The organism is Streptomyces sp. NPDC030991 (assembly GCF_055571235.1).
The window spans coordinates 365,598-381,970 of record NZ_JBVIFR010000005.1; the positions used below are offsets into that span (position 1 = coordinate 365,598).

The 16,373-nt window shown below is 72.0% G+C and carries 19 protein-coding genes; 9 read left to right on the plus strand and 10 right to left on the minus strand.

Features of this window, described 5'->3' with window-relative positions; genetic code table 11:
• Window positions 1-129: 129 nt before the first annotated feature.
• Complete coding sequence (locus ACZ45E_RS12970; RefSeq protein ID WP_468219928.1) at window positions 130-1,581, plus strand: amidase; 1,452 nt, start codon at window positions 130-132, stop codon at window positions 1,579-1,581.
• A 179-nt stretch (window positions 1,582-1,760) separates the two neighbouring features.
• Here the strand turns inward: ACZ45E_RS12970 and ACZ45E_RS12975 are convergent, their stop codons facing one another.
• Window positions 1,761-2,534 (minus strand): SDR family oxidoreductase, encoded by a 774-nt coding sequence (locus ACZ45E_RS12975; RefSeq protein WP_468219931.1) that lies wholly within the window; start codon window positions 2,532-2,534, stop codon window positions 1,761-1,763.
• Between the two features lie 84 nt (window positions 2,535-2,618).
• Here ACZ45E_RS12975 and ACZ45E_RS12980 point away from each other — a divergent pair, with 84 nt between their 5' ends.
• Together ACZ45E_RS12980 and ACZ45E_RS12985 are read left to right on the plus strand one after the other, a co-directional pair.
• Entirely contained in the window at window positions 2,619-3,503 is an 885-nt protein-coding gene (locus ACZ45E_RS12980) for a sigma-70 family RNA polymerase sigma factor (protein WP_468219933.1), read from the plus strand.
• A gap of 133 nt (window positions 3,504-3,636) precedes the next feature.
• Entirely contained in the window at window positions 3,637-4,548 is a 912-nt protein-coding gene (locus ACZ45E_RS12985; RefSeq protein WP_468219936.1) for a LysR family transcriptional regulator, read from the plus strand.
• A 109-nt stretch (window positions 4,549-4,657) separates the two neighbouring features.
• On the opposite strand, the gene ACZ45E_RS12990 is transcribed toward ACZ45E_RS12985, so the two are convergent.
• The gene (locus ACZ45E_RS12990; protein WP_468219939.1) at window positions 4,658-5,425 is read right to left on the minus strand and encodes an SDR family oxidoreductase; all 768 of its coding nucleotides are present in this window, start codon (window positions 5,423-5,425) and stop codon (window positions 4,658-4,660) included.
• 196 nt (window positions 5,426-5,621) lie between these two features.
• Between ACZ45E_RS12990 and ACZ45E_RS12995 the strand changes: the two genes are divergently transcribed.
• Window positions 5,622-6,014, plus strand: coding sequence for a VOC family protein (locus ACZ45E_RS12995; protein WP_468219941.1), 393 nt, complete (start codon window positions 5,622-5,624; stop codon window positions 6,012-6,014).
• A 39-nt stretch (window positions 6,015-6,053) separates the two neighbouring features.
• Here the strand turns inward: ACZ45E_RS12995 and ACZ45E_RS13000 are convergent, their stop codons facing one another.
• The gene (locus ACZ45E_RS13000) at window positions 6,054-6,980 is read right to left on the minus strand and encodes an NADP-dependent oxidoreductase (protein WP_468220066.1); all 927 of its coding nucleotides are present in this window, start codon (window positions 6,978-6,980) and stop codon (window positions 6,054-6,056) included.
• 140 nt (window positions 6,981-7,120) lie between these two features.
• A complete protein-coding gene (locus tag ACZ45E_RS13005; protein ID WP_468219944.1) occupies window positions 7,121-7,543 on the minus strand; it encodes a PPOX class F420-dependent oxidoreductase in 423 nt (140 codons plus the stop codon).
• Window positions 7,544-8,088: 545 nt separating this feature from the next.
• On the opposite strand from ACZ45E_RS13005, the gene ACZ45E_RS13010 reads away from it, so the two are divergent.
• Together ACZ45E_RS13010 and ACZ45E_RS13015 are read left to right on the plus strand one after the other, a co-directional pair.
• The gene (locus tag ACZ45E_RS13010) at window positions 8,089-8,259 is read left to right on the plus strand and encodes a hypothetical protein (RefSeq protein WP_468219946.1); all 171 of its coding nucleotides are present in this window, start codon (window positions 8,089-8,091) and stop codon (window positions 8,257-8,259) included.
• 214 nt (window positions 8,260-8,473) lie between these two features.
• Window positions 8,474-8,941 carry an ATP-binding protein gene (locus tag ACZ45E_RS13015; protein WP_468219947.1) on the plus strand — a complete coding sequence of 156 codons (468 nt, stop codon included), beginning with the start codon at window positions 8,474-8,476 and terminating at the stop codon, window positions 8,939-8,941.
• A 29-nt stretch (window positions 8,942-8,970) separates the two neighbouring features.
• Here the strand turns inward: ACZ45E_RS13015 and ACZ45E_RS13020 are convergent, their stop codons facing one another.
• The 3 genes from ACZ45E_RS13020 to ACZ45E_RS13030 form a co-directional block, all read right to left on the minus strand.
• The gene (locus ACZ45E_RS13020) at window positions 8,971-9,375 is read right to left on the minus strand and encodes an STAS domain-containing protein (protein ID WP_468219950.1); all 405 of its coding nucleotides are present in this window, start codon (window positions 9,373-9,375) and stop codon (window positions 8,971-8,973) included.
• A 32-nt stretch (window positions 9,376-9,407) separates the two neighbouring features.
• Window positions 9,408-10,277, minus strand: coding sequence for a SigB/SigF/SigG family RNA polymerase sigma factor (locus ACZ45E_RS13025; protein WP_468219952.1), 870 nt, complete (start codon window positions 10,275-10,277; stop codon window positions 9,408-9,410).
• Window positions 10,278-10,433: 156 nt separating this feature from the next.
• The gene (locus tag ACZ45E_RS13030; RefSeq protein WP_468219955.1) at window positions 10,434-10,847 is read right to left on the minus strand and encodes an ATP-binding protein; all 414 of its coding nucleotides are present in this window, start codon (window positions 10,845-10,847) and stop codon (window positions 10,434-10,436) included.
• A 226-nt stretch (window positions 10,848-11,073) separates the two neighbouring features.
• Between ACZ45E_RS13030 and ACZ45E_RS13035 the strand changes: the two genes are divergently transcribed.
• On the plus strand, window positions 11,074-11,475 hold the full coding sequence (locus tag ACZ45E_RS13035; protein ID WP_468219957.1) for an STAS domain-containing protein: 402 nt from the start codon (window positions 11,074-11,076) through the stop codon (window positions 11,473-11,475).
• Between the two features lie 110 nt (window positions 11,476-11,585).
• On the opposite strand, the gene ACZ45E_RS13040 is transcribed toward ACZ45E_RS13035, so the two are convergent.
• Both ACZ45E_RS13040 and ACZ45E_RS13045 read right to left on the minus strand, forming a co-directional pair.
• Window positions 11,586-12,014: a DUF3618 domain-containing protein gene (locus ACZ45E_RS13040; RefSeq protein WP_468219959.1), complete on the minus strand. Its 429-nt coding sequence runs from the start codon at window positions 12,012-12,014 to the stop codon at window positions 11,586-11,588.
• The gene (locus tag ACZ45E_RS13045) at window positions 12,011-12,448 is read right to left on the minus strand and encodes a phage holin family protein (RefSeq protein ID WP_468219961.1); all 438 of its coding nucleotides are present in this window, start codon (window positions 12,446-12,448) and stop codon (window positions 12,011-12,013) included. The genes ACZ45E_RS13040 and ACZ45E_RS13045 overlap by 4 nt, the downstream gene beginning before the upstream one ends.
• Window positions 12,449-12,852: 404 nt before the next feature.
• On the opposite strand from ACZ45E_RS13045, the gene ACZ45E_RS13050 reads away from it, so the two are divergent.
• Both ACZ45E_RS13050 and ACZ45E_RS13055 read left to right on the plus strand, forming a co-directional pair.
• Window positions 12,853-14,586: a SpoIIE family protein phosphatase gene (locus tag ACZ45E_RS13050; protein ID WP_468219963.1), complete on the plus strand. Its 1,734-nt coding sequence runs from the start codon at window positions 12,853-12,855 to the stop codon at window positions 14,584-14,586.
• A gap of 107 nt (window positions 14,587-14,693) precedes the next feature.
• Entirely contained in the window at window positions 14,694-15,815 is a 1,122-nt protein-coding gene (locus tag ACZ45E_RS13055) for an ABC transporter substrate-binding protein (RefSeq protein ID WP_468219966.1), read from the plus strand.
• On the opposite strand, the gene ACZ45E_RS13060 is transcribed toward ACZ45E_RS13055, so the two are convergent.
• Window positions 15,805-16,314: a 2'-5' RNA ligase family protein gene (locus tag ACZ45E_RS13060; protein WP_468219968.1), complete on the minus strand. Its 510-nt coding sequence runs from the start codon at window positions 16,312-16,314 to the stop codon at window positions 15,805-15,807. The two genes, ACZ45E_RS13055 and ACZ45E_RS13060, sit on opposite strands and share 11 nt — an antisense overlap.
• Window positions 16,315-16,373 lie beyond the last annotated feature (59 nt).

The following is a 16,373-nucleotide window of genomic DNA, read 5'->3' on the forward strand; positions in this document are numbered from 1 at the left end:
ACGCCGCGGGGCCCCCTTCGGGCGACGGCGGCCGTCGTCAGAGCCCCGGCAGCTCTCCGGCGCCGCCCCGAGCTCCTTGTGCGAAGAGACATTTCCTGGCATCTCTCACGGGCTACTACGGTCGGGATCATGGACTGGAATCTGCGAACGGCCGGACAACTCGCGACTGCCTTACGTGCCGGTGACGTGACCTCGGCGGAGCTGACCGACGAGGCGATCGCCGGTATCGAGCGGGACGACAAAGCGATCAACGCGGTCTGTGTGCGGGACTTCGACCGCGCGCGGTCCGCCGCACGCGACGCCGACCGGGCGCGCGCCCGCGGCGAGGACCGGCCGCTGCTCGGCATCCCGGTGACCGTCAAGGAGTCCTATGACGTCGCCGGGCTGCCCACGACCTGGGGCATGCCGCAGCACCGTGACCACGTACCGGCCGAGGATGCGGTGCAGGTGTCACGGATCAAGGCCGCGGGCGCGGTGGTGCTCGGAAAGACCAATGTGCCGCTGGGGCTGCAGGACGTGCAGAGCTTCAACGACCTGTACGGCACCACCAACAACCCGTGGGACCACGGCCGCACGGCGGGGGGCTCGTCCGGTGGGTCGGCGGCGGCTCTGGCGGCCGGCTTCGGCGCGCTGTCCATCGGCTCCGACATCGGCGGTTCGCTGCGCACCCCCGCACATTTCTGCGGCGTCTACGCGCACAAGCCGACGCTCGGCCTCGCGGCGACCCGGGGGATGGTCCCGCCGTCCGAACCGGTCCTGCCGACCGAACCCGACCTCGCCGTCGTCGGTCCGATGGCCCGCACGGCCCGCGACCTCTCGCTCCTGCTCGACGTGATGGCCGGTCCTGACCCGCTGACGTCCGGGACGGCGTACGACCTGAGGCTGCCGGCCGCGCGCCACGAACTGCTCGGTGACTTCCGGGTCCTGGTCCTCGACGAGCATCCGTCCGTTCCGACCGGGGCGGCGGTACGCGCGGGTGTCGACCGGGTGGCGGACGCGCTGGTCGACGCCGGGGCCCGCGTACGACGGCACAGCGCGCTGCTGCCGGACCTGGCCGAAGCCGCGTCGCTCTACACGCAGTTGCTGTTCTCGGGGTCCGTCGCGCGCTTTCCCGTCGATGCGTACGAGCAGCTTCGCGCCCGCGCCGCGGAGTTGAGCCCGGACGACCAGGGTCTCGCCGCCGCACGACTGCGCGGCATGGTGTTCAGCCACCGCGACTGGGTCGAGGCGCACGGCCGGCGCGAACTCCACCGGCACGTCTGGCGGCGGTTCTTCACCGAGTTCGACGCCGTGGTCTGTCCCGTCACGCCCACTCCCGCCTTCCCGCACGACCACGATCCCGCTCTGCTGGAACGCCTCATCGACATCGACGGGGTCCGCCGCCCGTACTTCGACCAGCTCGTCTGGGCCGGCCTGGCCACCATGCCCGGCCTGCCCGCCACCGCCATTCCGACGGGCCTGTCCCCCGAGGGTCTCCCGGTGGGGGTGCAGCTCATCGGCCCGATGTACGAGGACCGCACGCCGCTGCGGCTGGCCGAGCTGCTGGAGCGGGAGATCGGCGGCTTCCGGGCGCCGCGGTAGAGCGGCCTCCGGGTCCTCACCCGTAGAGCTGTCCCGGGGAACCGTCGCTGAGAACATCGCGCGATGTCGGCTACCGCCCGGGCCCGTCGATGTCGCCGCGCCGGCCAGGGGCGCGTACCGCCAGGTGTACGACGGCCGCGCCACGACCGCGCACATCGCGTCCGGGCGCCGCCCGCCCTTCAGGCGGCCCGCTCGGCCAGGAACTCCTCCCAGGTCCGGTCGCCGTGGACCGCGTGGGACGCGGGGGCGAGGTTCGCGCCCTCGCGGTACGCGCGGCCCGCCTTGCCGGGCATCCGCATCCCGAGGACCGGGCGGCGGCGCTTGGTGGCGCCCAGGTAGGAGCGCACCACATCGTCCATCGTGTACACCTTCGGGCCGGCCAGCTCCGCCACCAGGCCGGCCGGTTCACCGAGGGCCAGTTCGACCAGGCGCTGGGCGACATCGCGGACGTCGACCGGCTCAAGTCGCATCCCGGGCGCCGGGACGAGCGGCATCTTGGCCATCTTGGAGACCATCATGTGCACCAGGTCGTGGAACTGGGCGGCCCGCAGCAGGGTCCACGGGATCCCGGAGCCCGTGATCGCTTCCTCGGCGGCGCGCTGCGTCGCGAACCAGGCCATCGGCATCCGGTCCGCGCCGATCACCGAGATGTGCACGATGTGCCGCACCCCCGCCTCGCGGGCCGCGGCGACGAGGTTGGCCGCCACCACGTCGTCGCCCTTGGCCCCGCCCGCCAGGTGCAGCACCGTGCCCACACCGGTCAGCGCCGCCGCTACGCCGTCGCCGCTCTTCAGGTCACCGGTGACGTAGGTGATTCCTTCGGTGTCCGGCCGCTCGCTCCGGCTGAGGACGCGCACCGGGCGCCCGGGGGCGGCCTGCCGGAGCAGCGGGAGGACGTGGCGGCCGAGCGTTCCCGTGCCACCGGTGACCAGGATCGTCGTGTCAACAGTCATGATGTACCCCTCAGTTACTTGTTCGCGTGGTGTGTGGGCCTCGGTTCTGCTGCTCTGACACGCCACGGAGGGGGGATGTGACAGATGCTCGGAAAAAATCTTGAGAAGAGTCTTCGGGCCGAGGATTTCGAGGCCCACCGCTCACACCTGCGGGCGGTCGCCTACCGCATGCTGGGCTCCCTCGCGGAGGCCGAGGACGCGGTGCAGGAGACGTGGCTGCGAGCGTCCGCCGCCGATACGAGCGAGGTGGTGAACACGGGCGGCTGGCTCACCACCATCGCGACCCGGACCTGCCTCAACGCTCTCCGGTCGCGTGCCACGCGCCGCGAGGAGGAGTGGGAGACGGCCGCGCCCGGCCGCCCGGACGGCCGCCCCGGCCCCGAGGAGGAGGTGGAGGCAGCCGACGCGGTGGGCATCGCCCTCCTCGTCGTACTGGACACGCTCACTCCCGACGAGCGGCTCGCGTTCGTCCTGCACGACCTGTTCGCGGTCCCCTTCGACGAGATCGCGGCGATCCTGGAGCGCAGCCCCGCCTCCGCCCGCCAGCTCGCCAGCCGCGCCCGGCGCAGGGTCCGGGGCACCGCTCCGAGCGCACCCGACACCACCCGCAGGCGTCAGGCCGTGGACGCGTTCCTCGCGGCGACCCGCGCCGGTGACTTCGAGTCCTTGGTCGCCCTCCTCCACCCGGACGTGGTCCTCACCGCGGATCCGGCGGTGATCCCGTCCGCGGAGCCGGTCGTCGTCCTCGGCGCGCACACGGTCGCCAAGGGCGCGATGGCAGCCACCGGGCGCGCGCAGTTCACCGGCCCGGCGTTCCTGGACGGGGCGGTCGGTCTGGTCATGGCTCCGCAGGGGAGGCTGCGCCTGGTCCTCGCGTTCACCGTCGACCCCGAGGACGGGCTGATCACGGCCGTCGACGTGATCGCCGAACCGGAGCGGCTGGCCGCCCTGGAGCTGACGGTCGCCTGATCGGGCCTGGACACCGCGGTCCGCCGGGTCCGTCGCCGCTGTCTCCCCCACCGGGAGGCACCCCTCCCGCGACCTACCATGGCGACGATCACAGCGGGCGGGCCGCGGCCCATTGCCGAGAGGACCGGAACCGATGAGCCTTCGCCAGTACGAGTACGCCCTGGCCGTCGCCGAGCAGGGCTCGGTGACCGCGGCGGCGGAGCTGCTGCACGTCGCTCAGCCGTCGGTGTCCCAGCAGATCCGCGGCCTGGAGCGGGAGCTCGGCGTGAAGTTGTTCGCCCGCACGCCGACCGGGCTGGTGCCCACCACGGTCGGCCGCGCGTTCCTGCGGGAGGCCGCCGTCGCGGTGAGCGCGTCCCGGCGGGCGACGGCGACGGCGCGGGCCGGCGCCGACGAGCTGGTGGGCGAGCTGGTGGTCTCGGCGCAGCTGGGCTTCGGTTCGCGGCAGCTGCCCAGTGCGCTCGGTGCGCTGCGGCGCCGCTTCCCGCGGCTGGAGGTGACCGTCTTCGAGGAGCCGAGCCCCGCCGAGCTGGAGCGGCTGTGCCGCCGGGGCGTCCTCGACCTCGCCCTGATGGCGGCGTGCGAGCGGAGTCCGGCCGACGCCCATCACCTGGGCGACGAGGAGTTCGTCGTGGTGCTGGGCGCCGGGCACCGGCTCCTCGGCGCGGACCGGGTCGAACTGCGTGAGCTGGAGGGCGAGCCCTGGGTGAGGTTCGACCGCGACGGCGCGCTCGACGGCATCCTGCTGAACGTCCTGCGGGGCAACGGTCTGACTCCGACCACGGCTGCCCGCGTGTCCCAGACCGCGACGGCCGTGCGCTGGGCCGCCCAGGGGCTGGGGGTCACGCTGGTCCCGGCCTCCGCGGTGCCCCCCGGTCACGAGCACCTCGTGCGCCCGGTCTCCCCGCTCGTGTCCCAGCCGGTCATCGGGGTGCTCCGGCACGACGCGGGCCCGGCGGAGACGGCCCTGCTCGGGCTCCTGCGGGAAGAGACCTGGTCCCAACCCGTTCTCCTGCCGCCGCCGGCGGTGGCGTCCGAGAAATAGTTCAGGGAAGCAGAACGGGCCATTGAGCGAGCGCCCTGCGCCCCCCTGTTTCTCTTTTTCCGGGTTTCCCTTTTCCCGGGTTTCTCTTTTCCCGGTCGTATTCTGCGGGTCAACCGCGGGGGAATTCGCCGCCGTCCACAACGATATTGCTTCCGGTCAGCCAGTTCGCCCGTTCGGAGACGAGAAACAGCACCGCGTGGGCGATGTCGTCGGGTCGGCCGTCGCGCCCCAGCGGCACGGGGGCGCCCGGACCCTGCGTCGGGTCGAGGCGAGCCCACTGTTCCCGCGTCGCTTCGCCGCCGGGCGTGGCGACCCTGCCGGGTGTCACGGTGTTGACGCGGATCCCGGACGGGGCCAGCTCGGCGGCCAGTCCCCGGCTGTAGTTCTCCAGCGCCGCCTTCGCCGCCGTGTAGTGCAGGAACGGGGGCGGCACGAGAGGGACCGCGGCCGAGGAGACATGCACGATCACCCCGGAACCCCGCTCCCGCATCCCCGGTACCAGCAGCGAGTCGAGCCGCACCGACGCCAGGAAGTTCAGGTCCAGCGCGTCCTGCCACTCCTCGTCGGGGATGGCCGTGCCGCTCTCGTGCGGTCGCGCCCCGCCCGCGTTGTGGACCACGACGTCCACCCCGCCGAGGGCTTCCCGCGCGGCCGCGGCGAGCGCTTCCGCGCCGGCCCGGGTCCGCACGTCGGCCTGCACGAAGGTGGCCCCGTCCGGCACCGTGTCCGTCGCCGACCGCGCGGTCGTGAGCACGTCGGCGCCCGCGTCCAGGAGTTGCCGCACGACAGCCGCTCCGATTCCGCGGGAACCGCCCGTGACGAGGGCGCGCTTGCCCGCGAGTTCTCCCGGCGTCGATACATTCTCGCTCGTGGTCATTCCATCGGTCCTCTCGCGTTCCGGTCCCGTCCGGAACCGGCCGCTTCACGGTAGACCCGGAAAAGAACGAGAGGCAAAGACGAAATCGCAGCAGGTGCTATAGGAGACTCCTATGACGCCCCGCTAGGCCGCTTGTTGGGCAAGTGAGTGGTTGCCTATGCTGCGGTTGCTGCGGTCCCCCCTGAGGAGAGCACCCATGAGAATTCACCTGACCAGCGTGTTCGTCGACGACCAGGCCAAGGCGCTCCGCTTCTACACCGAGGTCCTCGGGTTCGTGAAGAAGCACGACGTGCCCTTGGGCGAGAAGGATCGGTGGCTGACCGTGGTCTCCCCCGACGAGCCCGGCGGCACCGAACTCCTCCTGGAGCCCGCCGCCCACCCGGCCGCCAGGACCTACCGCGACACGCTCGTCGAGGACGGCATCCCGCTCGCCCAGTTCGAGGTCGACGACGTGCGAGCCGAGTTCACGCGTCTGACCGGTCTCGGCGTGCGCTTCACGCAGGAGCCCGTGGAGACGGGCCCCGCCACCACCGCCGTCCTCGACGACACCTGCGGCAACCTGCTGCAGATCACGACCGCACCGCGGTAGGTCACCGGCGGGTCCGCGGCGCCGCAGCCTCCTCGTCCGTCACTCGTCGGAGACGTGAATGAGGATCTTGCCGTGCACATGCCCCGTCTGGCTGAGTTCGAAGGCGTCCGCGACGCGCTCCAGCGGGAAGGTCTCGGCCACCGGCACCCGCAACTGCCCCTTGTCCGCGAGCTCCGCCAGGGCGCGCAGGCCCGCGGCGTCGGGGCGCGCCCACATCCACTGGCCGCCCGCCCCGGTGACGTCCGGGTCGGCGATCGAGGCGTGCCTGCCGCCCTCGCGGAGCACCGCTCGCGTGACGTCCAGCACCCCTCCGACGTAGTCGACGACCACGTCCACGCCCTCGGGCGCGAGTGCCTTGACCCGGTCGACCACCCCGTCCCCGTAGCTGACCGGCTCCGCGCCCAGCTCCCGCAGCCGGTCGTGGTTCTTCTCGGACGCCGTGGCGATGACGCGGGCGCCCAGCGCCTTGGCGATCTGCACGCCGAACGTGCCGACGCCGCCGGCGCCGCCGTGGATCAGCACCGTGTCGCCGCTGCCCGTGTCGAGCCGCGTCAGGGTCTGGTACGCGGTCAGCCCCGCCAGCGGCACGCCCGCCGCCTCGCCCCAGCTCAGCGAGCGCGGCTTGGCGACCAGGCTGCGCACCGGGACCGTCACGAACTCCGCGAACGTCCCGCCGTGCACGAAGTCCTTGCGGGCGTAGGAGAAGACCTCGTCCCCCGCCGTGAACTCCGGGGCGTCGATGCCCACGCGCTCCACCACTCCGGAGACGTCCCAGCCCGGGACCACCGGGAAAACGGTCTCCATCATGGCGTCCAGGCCACCGGACATCACTTTCCAGTCGACCGGGTTCACCGCCGCGTACCGCACCCGTACGAGGACCTCACCGGGGCCCACCTTCGGGACGGGCTGATCGGTCAGCGACAGAACACCGCTGTCCCCGTACTTGTCGTAGGTGATGGCCTTCATCGTGGCCGTCTCGCTCTGCTCGTTGCCCATGTCTCACTCCGGCCGGACGCGTCGTGCGGTTCAGTGCGGAACTCCCGGTACCCATGTTTGCCGCAGACAGTCGACACGGCCACCCGTGCCGACGGCGCCCGGCCGCGCGTTCACACGGTCGCCTGGTCGCTGTCCCGGTGCGCGCCCCAGCCATGCCAGCGGTCGATCTCGATCAGTGCGCTGACCCGGGTGCGGACGCGGTCCGGGTAGGGCGCGCCGGTGTAGTGGGTGGAGATGCGGTCGATGTCGGTGCGGCCCTCGTCCTCGTACACCTCGACGACCCGGCCGATGAGGGTGACGTGGGTGTACCAGTCGTCGCCGTCGAGGACGGTCAGGGTCACGCGCGGGTCCCGCCGGACGTGCTTCAGGCGGACCCGGCCCTCGTCGAAGTTGATCAGCACGCGGCCGTCCGCCCACAGGTACCAGGTGGGGGTGGAGACCGGTGTGCCGTCGGAGCGCAGCGTGGCCATCACGGCCGGGTTGGGGCGGCGCAGCAGCTCTACGGCCTCGGGTGTCAGCGGCGGCTTGGACATACGTGTGCTCCTCGCGTTCTCGGGTGAGCGGCTTGTGCGGGGGCCGCGCCCCGTCCGACGTGATCAGCTCCGAGCTTGCCAGAGGCGGCGCACCCCGGCCGGTCGGCCGTCGGCCCTCGCAGCGGTCCGCCTGCCCGCCATATACGCATCCAACGCGTCCCGCAAGCGTGACGCTCCGGCGAACGCTCTCCCTGCCGCGGCGGCCAGGACGCCGGTCGGCCGCGCGAGCGTCCTGCGGGGCGGCGCCTCCGGGAGGAGCGCGTGACGAGCCGCGAGTCGTCCCGGATCCGGGCGAATGACCAGGTGAGCGGCGTGACCGAAGACGCGGGCGCTCTTACGGGAAGCAGGTTTTCGGAACGGTCCTGAGGGGCCGAAGACGCCCCGGGACGGCCGTGCCCGGTCGCTTTCGCGTCTCTGGAACCGTTCCGCGCATCGGCCGTATGGAACACACAGACGGGTGGGGTTGCCGCAGGTCCGCGTAGGTCGCGAGCAATGCGGTTAAGCCTTGGTTTGCATTTTCCACCCACGAAGCAAAGGACTGCCTCATGCGCTTGCGTACAGCTGTCACCGCCACGGTTCTGGCCGCCATCGCCGTCCTCGGTGGCGCGGGATTCGCGTCCGCCGACGGTGTCTCCGACGGGTTCGACGACAACGACGTCCACGTCATCCACGACACCACGCTGGTGACCGGGTTCGGCGACATGGTGCTTGACTGATCAGCACGATAGGCACCGGCCCGTCCGGTGCCGCGCCATCCGCCCCGCGGGTGCCGTGGCACCGGACGGGCCTCCGTCGGAACTGATCGTTCGCCCCGACGGCCCGCTTGCGCACGCAGCCGCACACCCGGCCGACCATGCGGGTACCGTCTAGGGGATAAGCCGGTGGCTCGTTCAGGCGCCGGTCAGCAGGCGAGAGCAGCGGGGGCCGTGCATGCCGGAAGAACCTGACTCGGGTGCGGACGCCGCGGCGGCGGACGCGGGACCGCTCGAGGTGGCGGTCGCCCTGGACGGGGACACCACCTGTATAGCCCAGGCCCGCAAGGCCGCTGCCCGCTTCCTCACCGAGGCGCGCGAGCGGCACCGGATCGAGGTGGCCTCCCGGACGGTCGAGGACACCCAGGTGATAGTCAGTGAGCTGGTCACCAATGTCGTCAAGTACGCGCCCGGGCCCGCCCTGCTGCAGTTGCGGGTCAGCGACGGGTCGGTCCACGTAGAGGTGTGGGACAGCGACCCGACGCTTCCCGAGGCGCGCTCCGCCGACCCGCAGCGCGTCGGCCAGCACGGGCTGGAGATCGTCACGATCCTCGCCCGGACCCTCACCATCCGGGCCACCGCCGTCGGCAAGTGCATCACCGCCACCCTCGACCTCGACCCGAGCGCGAACGGTCTCGCCGCCTGACCCGGCCGCGGCGCGTGACGCGCCGCGGCTCACCTGTCCGACGGTGTCCGCAGGCGCGCCAGAGCCTCCGGCCGGGTGGCGGCGAGCGGCAGGATCGTATCGGTGCCCGTGATCTCCAGCAGTCGGCCCAGGGTCGGCGTCAGCGGCCCGCACAGGACGAGCGGCCTGTGCTTCAGGCCGTGGCCGGAGTAGGTGACCAGGAGCTGGTTGAGGAAGGCGCTGTCGGCGAAGGTGACCCCCGACAGGTCGATCAAGGTCGCCTCGGTCGACCCGTCGGACAGGGCCTGGGTGAACGCGTCCACGACCTCCGGAACATCGTTGAGGTCCAACGCCCCGCACACGGTGACCACCGTCACACGTTCTTGCTGGTCAACGCGTATTTTTTCGTTGTCAGACGTCATGAGGGGCACCCTCGCACACGTCCCGCTCCCCATGCACTCCGCTGTCGCTGTTCTGCCCGATGGTTTCAGTCGTTGGCCATGAGGCCCGTACGGAGCGTCTTCACCACGCGGGTGATCAGGCGGGAGACGTGCATCTGCGAGCAGCCGAGCTCCTCACCGATCTCCTGCTGGGTGCGCTCCTCCACGAAGCGGAGGTGGATCAGGCGGCGGTCACGCTCGTCGAGGCCGGCGACGAGGGGCGCGAGGGAGTGAAAGTTCTCCACAAGTTCGAAGCGGTCCTCGTCGATGCCGATGAAGTCGGCGAGCATCGTGTCGGACTCGTCGTCCTTGCCGTTGACGGCCGCGTCCAGGGAGACACTGTTGTAGCCGTTGGAAGCCCGCTGCGCCTCGGCGACCTCGGCCGGCTCCAGCTGCATCAGCTCCGCCAGCTCGGCGGTGGAGGGGGAACGGCCAAGGCGCGTACGGAGTTCTTCAGTGGCCTTGGACAGCTCGATCCGCGCCTCCTGAAGGCGGCGCGGCACGTGCACGGCCCAGGACGTGTCACGGAAGAACCGCTTGATCTCGCCCGTGATGTAGGGGACGGCGAAGGAGGTGAACTCGACCTCGCGGGTCAGCTCGAACCGGTCGATCGCCTTGATCAGACCGATCGTGCCCACCTGGACGATGTCCTCCATCTCCTGCGGCCCGCGGTGCTTGAACCGGGAAGCCGCGTACTGCACCAGGGAGAGGTTCATCTCGATCAGCACGTTGCGCACGTAGCTGTACTCGCGCGTGCCCTCTTCGAGCTGGGTGAGCCGGTCGAAGAAGTGCCGGCCGACCTCACGCGCATCCTTCGGCGCGATGGAAGAAGGATCCGTGTAAGCGCGCTGGATCAGACTCTCCTCGGCCGCGGCGGCCGTCTCCCGGGTCTGCTCGCGAACTGCCACGCTGTTCATGTATCCCGCCCTACCTATGTCGGTTCGACCTTCTCTCCCCGTGGGCGTGCCAGTACCCCGCCTTCGGCGACGTATGCATGGCAGACAGGCGACTTTTTCCGGGATCGCGCCGGCGGCCGGTTCGGGCAGGGCAGTGCTTGGTCAGGGAGTGCTCGGTCAGGGCAGTGCGAGGGCGGCGGTGATCGTCTTTCCGCCGGGTTCGAGCTCGACGCCGAGGCGGGAGCTGAGACGCTGGATGACCATCCAGCCGTACCCACCGGGGCGGCCGCGCGCCGTCGGTGCCTGCTCCGGTACCTCGCGGCTGCGGTCGCTCACCCGCAACTCCAGCGCGTCGGCGCGCAGGCAGGCGCTGAAGCGGGTCACCCCGCCGCCGTGGAGGAGGGCGTTGGCCGTCAGCTCGCTCGCCACCAGCAGCGCATCGTCACGCAACCGCCGTGCCGCGGCCCCCGGCAGCCCGCAACAGGCCTCCATCAGCACCGACCGGACAACGGACCGAGCCCCGGCACAGCTGGCGTCCTCCCCCTCGACTGCCTCGGGAAAGCTCGTCTCACGTGTCTCGGGAACGCTCATCACGGCGTGATCCTTTCTCTGCACGCGTGCAAATCCTGCTCTCTTGCCGTCCCTGTTCTTCCGCGTGCCCAACGCTCCAGCCCCCACACTCCACGGCCCCCCAATGCCGCAATATTTCTCACAGAGCGTTCACAGCAGCGAAAACAGGCCGCGACCTGCTGCTTCGGCACCGTCCGTGGACGGAGCCGCCTGCCATGGCGGGTCGCGGATGTGGGAGGGTCACAGGATGGTTCCCGACAGCCAGAGCATCGAACTCACCCACCAGGACAGGGTGGCCGTCGTCTCGTTCCGCAACACCATCGAACTGGAGGAGCAGGACGAGGCCACCTCCGTACTCGCCCGAGCGCGGACCGACACGAGCACCGCGGCCACCGTGCTCGACCTGGCCGGACTCACCTTCGCCGACAGCACGCTGCTCAACGTGATCCTGCGTGCGCACACCGAGCATCAGCAGACGGCGCGGCCCTTCGTCCTGGCCGGTCCGTACCACAGCGGCGTCCAGCGGCTCTTCGAGATCACCGGCGTCACCGGGGTCCTGCACCTGGCCGCCGACCGCGGCGAAAGCCTGCGGCGCGCCCACGGACTCCTCGACGCCGACAGCGCCGCGCCCGACGAACCCGCGCCCTGAACCGGTGGCGATCCGCCGGTCCCCCGGCAGCAGGCGGCGGGCGGCGGAGGTCCTGAAGGACCTCCGCCCCGCGCACCTCTCCCCTGTGTCTCCCTGATGTCCTGCCGCTTCTACTTCTTCTTGCGGCGCAGCACGACGTAGGCGGTCAGCAGGACCGCGCCCGCGGCAACCAGCGCGGCGCGGTTGTCCCGTACCTGCTCGGGCGCCTTGTCCTGCCACACCCGCTGCGCCTGCGCCGCCTTGGCCTTCACCTGCTCGGCGGTCACGGCTGCCTTGTCCTTGGCCTCGTCGGGCAGCTGGTCCTGCAGCGCGTGCACCGCCTCGGACGCCTTCGCCTTGGCCTGCGCCGTCAGCTCGGAGGCCTTCGTCGCCGTCTGCTCCTTCAGGGCGGCGGCCTTCTGCTGCGTACGGGCCTTCACGTCTGTCTTGTCGGCCAGCGCCTGCACCGTGTCGCCGAGTTCGTGCCGGGTCTGCTCGACCTGTTCGCGCAGTTCCTCGGTGCTGGTGGCGGTGGGCTCGTCGTGGGGCGGCTGCGTCATCGTTTGGCACTCTCCTTGATCTCGGCCACATCGGCCTTCACGCTGTCGATGGTCTGCTCAGGGGTGGGCGGCGCGGCCTGGCTGACCTCCTTCTTCCCGGTCAGCGCCAGTACCGCGGTGACCGCTGCGAGGACGCCGGTCACGATCAACGCCGCGGCCCATACGGGCAACGGCACCGCGAGAGCGGCGATCGCGGTGGCGACCAGCGCCTGGAGCGTCAGGAAGCCGACCAGTCCCGCCCCGCCGAAGAGGCCGCCGCCCTTGCCGTACCGCTTGCCCTTCTCCTTCATCTCCGCCTGCGCCAGCCGCATCTCGCCGCGTACCAGCTCTGTCAGCTGTTGCGAGGCGCGCTGGACCAGCTCGCCGACCGGTTCCTCGGCCTCGCCGGGGCGGCCGGGCGCGTGGACGGTTGTTCGCCTGGCTGTCTCATCCATCCTGGGCCTCCTTTCCGTGGCCACCGCGTACCCCCGATTGCGCCGGAGTGACACTCACACCGAGTCACCATTCACAGGATCTTCAGCGGTGACCCGGTGGGCAGTCCGCCGGGCCGGGTCACTACGCCCCGGGTGGAGTCCGTACGTGCCGGCGCGCACGGTCGTGTTGTCCGTGATCCGGAGCCGGCCGGTGGGCGGCTCGGCGCCGAAGCGTGAGCCGACGTGGATGGCGCTGCCCTCACGGGCGTGGTCCGGAGCGCGCGGAGCGTCACGACGCGGCACGAGCCCGGAACCCACTGCTCGGTGTCCGCCGGGCAGACGACAGGCGCCGCGGCTTGACCTAGCCTGGACCGGGTACTCAATGTTGTCTCGAAGCAGCGTCGCAGCCATCAACGAGGACACGCATGGACGTCGCCGACGACGGCACGGAAGGGTCTACCGGGAGCAGGTATCGACGGCTCCCCGGCGCCCTGCGGGGGACCTATCTGGAGGATCTGGCGGCGGCCGCTCTCGTCATAGACGACGACGGGCTGATCGTCGCGGTCAACGACGCGGTCCAGACCCTGCTGGGTACCCCGCTCGACGGGTTGGTGGGGCAGGACGCCCACGACCTGCTGCACCGGGACGACCACGGGCAGGCCGTGCCGCGCACCCGCTGCCGCCTGCGCAAGGCGCTCCTCGCCGGAAGCACGGAGCACGGCGACGGTGAATGGTTCGCCTGCAAGGACGGCACCGTCCTGCAGTTGTCCTGGGTGGTCACACCGTTCACGCTCGGCGCGGAGACGGCGGGCGCGCTGGTGCTGCTCCACGGGCCGCGGCAGGGGGACCCCGTCCACGGCGGGAAGGACGACGCCCCGGCGCCGCTGACCGAGCTGGACCGGCTGGCCCTGCTGGCGGAGACGACCACGCAGCTCACCTCCACCCTGGACGTGGGCGACGCCCTGCACCGGCTTGCCGCTCTGACCGTGCCGCGCCTCGCCGACTGGGCGGTGATCGACCTGGTCACCGATCGCGGCGAAGTGCGGCGGGCCCTGGTGATCGAGCACGCGGGCAGTGGCCTGGTCGAACGCGACGACCTGCAAGGCCCCATGCCCCCCGTGCCCGAGGAGTCCCCGATGCCCCTCTCGCGGGCTCTGCGCGGTGCCGCCTCGTCCCTGGCCACCCCCGCCACCTATCAGGGCCCGCCCGATTCGGGCATCGCGGTCGAGCAGCGCCGCCTGTTCATCACGACCGGCATGCACAGCGCCGCCATAGCCCCCATCCGCGGCCTGCGCGACATCCTCGGCGCCCTGACCCTGGGCCGCTCACGGCGCCCCGGCGCCTTCACCGGCGCCGACCTGCCGCTGCTGGAGGACATCACCCGCCGGGCCGGTCTCGCGCTGGACAACGCCCGCCTCTACGAGCGCCAGCGCAAGGTCGCCGAGACCATGCAGCGCCACCTGCTGCCCCAGCTGCCCACCGTGCCCGGGGTGGAGATGCGGGCGCGCTACGTGCCCGCGCCCGACGCCTCCGCCGTCGGCGGTGACTGGTACGACGCGTTCACCCTGGCCGACGGGGCGCACGCGCTGGCCATCGGCGACGTCGTGGGCCACGATCTGGACGCCGCGGCCGGCATGGCACAGGTCCGCAACATGCTGCGCGCCTTCGCGTGGTCCCGGGCGCAGGCCTCGCCCAGCGCCATCGTCACCCAGCTCGACGAGGCCATCAGGCACATCGCCGAGGCGTCCATGGCGACCATGGTCCTGGGCCGACTCGTACGCGGCGACGACCACGTGTGGCGCCTGCACTGGACGAACGCCGGTCACCCGCCCCCGCTCCTCGTCCACCGGGACGGACAGGCCCACTTCCTCAACGACGCGCACGGCCTCCTGCTCGGCACCGGGGTCACCCGGGTCCGCCCCGACGCCGTCACCGTCCTGCCGCCCGGTTCCACGCTCCTCCTCTACACCGACGGCCTGGTCGAGAGCCCGCACCGCTCCATCGACCAGGGGCTGGACAGGTTGCGCCGGCACGCGGCGTCCCTCGCCCGTCGCCCCCTGGACTCCTTCTGCGACTCCCTGCTCGAGCAGGTCCGTCCCGGCGACAACGACGACGACGTCGCCATGCTCGCGCTGCGCACACCGACGTCCCAGGGCTGACGCCGTCACCTCGTCCCGCCGCCCCACCCGGGACGACGGAAAGGACGCTCCCCTACGATCGACCGGCGGTCCCGCACTCGACGACCCCGCCCGGGAGACGACCCAGCATGAAGACGCCACCTTCCCCGACCGATGCCGTACGGGGCGACGGGGCATCCGTGCGGATCGGCGCTCTCGCTCCGCTGACCCGGCCCGGCTGGGTGGAGGCGGGTCACCACCTGCTCGCCGGGCTCGAGTTGGCCGTCCACGACGTCAACGAGGCGGGCGGGATCGACGGAAGACGCCTCGAACTGCTGGTCCGGGACACCGCGGCCGATCCGCGGAAGGCCGAGGCAGCCGTCGACGAACTGGCCGGCCTGGGCGTCGCCGCCCTGGCCGGCGAGTACCACAGCGTCGTCGCCCGCGCGGCCGCCACCCGGGCCGACGCGATCGGCCTGCCGTTCCTCTGTTCGTCAGCGGTGCTCGACGCGCTCACCGACGGGCCGACGGAGTGGGTCGCGCGCCTCTGCCCGCCGCAGTCGCGTGGCTGGCGGGTCTACGCGGACTTCCTCCTCGCGGCGGGCCACAGCCACATCGCCGTGGCCGCCCAGCCGAGCCTCTACTGGGCGACCGGCACCCGCGTGCTGCGGGACTGCCTCGCTCCTCACGGCGGCACCGTCACCGAACTCGACACGACGGCGCTCACCCCTGACGCCGTGTGCGACGCGCTCGTGGAGCAGGGCGCGACAGCGCTGCTCCTTCTGGTCGGTCATCCGGAACCGGCCGTGTCGATCGTCAGGGCCGCCCGCCGCGACCGGCGCCTCGGCAGGCTCCTGATCGGCGCCCCGGCCGGGCAACCGGAGTCCGCGGAGTGGGCGACGGCGCTGGACAAGGACGGTGCCGGGGTCCCGTTCCTGCGCTATCTGCCCGAACGCTTCAGCCCCCTCGGCGCGCGAGTCGAGGCGGCCCTGCGCGCACGGCTGGCCGCAGCGCCGTCGTTCGTCGCCTTCGAGGGCTACGACACGATCGCCGTCCTCGCCGACGTGCTGCGTTCACACGGCACGGACCGGGCGCGCGTCGCCGGGGCGTGGGGAGAGGTCGCGGTCGACGGGACGCGCGGGCGGATCGAGTTCTCCCGCGTGCCCGGCCTCGGTGTGTGGCAGTGGGCCCGTACGCCCGTCCAGGTCGTCGACCGGGACCCGGCGGGACCCGGCCGCTTCCGGGTCCTGCGCACCGGTCCTAGTCACTGAGGGGCAGGGCGGCGAGGTGCTGCCAGCCGGTGGAGGTGAGGGCGACCGCGTGCAGGGTGCTGATCTCGGTGGTGATCGGCAGGAGGGCGGCGGCACGGCGGGCGATGCCGGCGGCGGTCTCCGGCTCGCTGTCCAGGGCCACGGTGACGTGCACCGGCGGGTCCTGGCCGAACCGGCCTCCGTACGGGGCCTGCGCCGGGAACGCGCCGCGCACGGCCGTGGCCAGGGCGCGTAGCTCGGGCACAGGGACGGAGACGAACCCGAAGGTGCGCTCGGTCGCGGCCAGCCGGATCGGGACGCGGCCGACGGGCAGCGCGGCCCGTAGCCGCTCCAGCTCCGCCCCGCCGACCTGGTCGGCCGGCAGCCACGGGTAGAGCAGCGCGGCGTGCGCGGGCACCCCCGGCCGCACCGATCGCGGGTCCAGCCCCGCCGCCAGTTCCAGCAGGGGTTCCGCGGCCGGCACCATCGCGAGCAGCGCCGTCGTTCCTGGTCGAGCCATCGGCCCTCCTTCCGCCGGAAGCATGCCATGCGTCGCGTCCGGCGCGGGCCCGGTCCTCT

Coding starts and splice junctions, on each gene's coding strand:
- ACZ45E_RS12970 (WP_468219928.1), top strand. CDS start 130: ATGGACTGGAATCTGCGAACGGCCGGACAACTCGCGACTGCCTTACGT.
- ACZ45E_RS12975 (WP_468219931.1), bottom strand. CDS start 2,534: ATGACTGTTGACACGACGATCCTGGTCACCGGTGGCACGGGAACGCTC.
- ACZ45E_RS12980 (WP_468219933.1), top strand. CDS start 2,619: ATGCTCGGAAAAAATCTTGAGAAGAGTCTTCGGGCCGAGGATTTCGAG.
- ACZ45E_RS12985 (WP_468219936.1), top strand. CDS start 3,637: ATGAGCCTTCGCCAGTACGAGTACGCCCTGGCCGTCGCCGAGCAGGGC.
- ACZ45E_RS12990 (WP_468219939.1), bottom strand. CDS start 5,425: ATGACCACGAGCGAGAATGTATCGACGCCGGGAGAACTCGCGGGCAAG.
- ACZ45E_RS12995 (WP_468219941.1), top strand. CDS start 5,622: ATGAGAATTCACCTGACCAGCGTGTTCGTCGACGACCAGGCCAAGGCG.
- ACZ45E_RS13000 (WP_468220066.1), bottom strand. CDS start 6,980: ATGAAGGCCATCACCTACGACAAGTACGGGGACAGCGGTGTTCTGTCG.
- ACZ45E_RS13005 (WP_468219944.1), bottom strand. CDS start 7,543: ATGTCCAAGCCGCCGCTGACACCCGAGGCCGTAGAGCTGCTGCGCCGC.
- ACZ45E_RS13010 (WP_468219946.1), top strand. CDS start 8,089: ATGCGCTTGCGTACAGCTGTCACCGCCACGGTTCTGGCCGCCATCGCC.
- ACZ45E_RS13015 (WP_468219947.1), top strand. CDS start 8,474: ATGCCGGAAGAACCTGACTCGGGTGCGGACGCCGCGGCGGCGGACGCG.
- ACZ45E_RS13020 (WP_468219950.1), bottom strand. CDS start 9,375: ATGGGGAGCGGGACGTGTGCGAGGGTGCCCCTCATGACGTCTGACAAC.
- ACZ45E_RS13025 (WP_468219952.1), bottom strand. CDS start 10,277: ATGAACAGCGTGGCAGTTCGCGAGCAGACCCGGGAGACGGCCGCCGCG.
- ACZ45E_RS13030 (WP_468219955.1), bottom strand. CDS start 10,847: ATGAGCGTTCCCGAGACACGTGAGACGAGCTTTCCCGAGGCAGTCGAG.
- ACZ45E_RS13035 (WP_468219957.1), top strand. CDS start 11,074: ATGGTTCCCGACAGCCAGAGCATCGAACTCACCCACCAGGACAGGGTG.
- ACZ45E_RS13040 (WP_468219959.1), bottom strand. CDS start 12,014: ATGACGCAGCCGCCCCACGACGAGCCCACCGCCACCAGCACCGAGGAA.
- ACZ45E_RS13045 (WP_468219961.1), bottom strand. CDS start 12,448: ATGGATGAGACAGCCAGGCGAACAACCGTCCACGCGCCCGGCCGCCCC.
- ACZ45E_RS13050 (WP_468219963.1), top strand. CDS start 12,853: ATGGACGTCGCCGACGACGGCACGGAAGGGTCTACCGGGAGCAGGTAT.
- ACZ45E_RS13055 (WP_468219966.1), top strand. CDS start 14,694: ATGAAGACGCCACCTTCCCCGACCGATGCCGTACGGGGCGACGGGGCA.
- ACZ45E_RS13060 (WP_468219968.1), bottom strand. CDS start 16,314: ATGGCTCGACCAGGAACGACGGCGCTGCTCGCGATGGTGCCGGCCGCG.